1 protein-coding gene is annotated in these 520 nt (G+C 66.9%); it reads left to right on the top strand.

The window, feature by feature from the left end; translation table 11 throughout:
• Positions 1–11: 11 nt before the first annotated feature.
• Positions 12–520: right-handed parallel beta-helix repeat-containing protein (locus SNE34_RS14770; protein ID WP_332618384.1), on the top strand; the 509-nt coding region annotated here is incomplete at its 3' end.

The raw sequence follows: 520 nt of genomic DNA, 5'->3' as shown, positions 1-520 counted from the left end.
ACGGCACCTACATGATCGACGCGGTCCGCAAGGTCCGGCTGCGCAGCCGCATGCACCTGAAGCTGGCATCCGGGGCCAAGCTGGTGGCGAAGACCAACTCGTCGCCGCGGTACTACGTGCTCGATGCCGGCAACGCCAGCGACCTGGAGATCTCCGGCGGCCAGATCATCGGCGATCGCCATCGGCACACGGGCACCACCGGCCAGTGGGGCCAGGGCATCATGATCCGCGGCTGCCGCCGGGTCACCATCCGCGACATGCGCATCTCCGATTGCTGGGGCGACGGCATGTCGATCTCCAGCATGCGCCTGAACGGACGCTACGATCCCTGGACCCCGTCCAGCGACGTCGTCATCGCCAACGTGGTGTCCACCGGCAACCGCCGGATGGGCCTGACGCTCGGCGGCACGCGCAACATCCGGGTGCATGGCTGCGAATTCAGCAACACCCGCGGCATCAAGCCCGGCTGCGGCATCGATATCGAGCCCGACAAGCACAACATGGACCGGGCGGAGAACAT

It is taken from the genome of Novilysobacter erysipheiresistens (genome assembly GCF_036663935.1).
Taxonomy (GTDB): Bacteria; Pseudomonadota; Gammaproteobacteria; order Xanthomonadales; family Xanthomonadaceae; genus Novilysobacter; species Novilysobacter erysipheiresistens.
The sequence above is the reverse complement of the archived record's forward strand: the minus strand, read 5'-3'. Positions and strand labels throughout refer to the sequence as shown.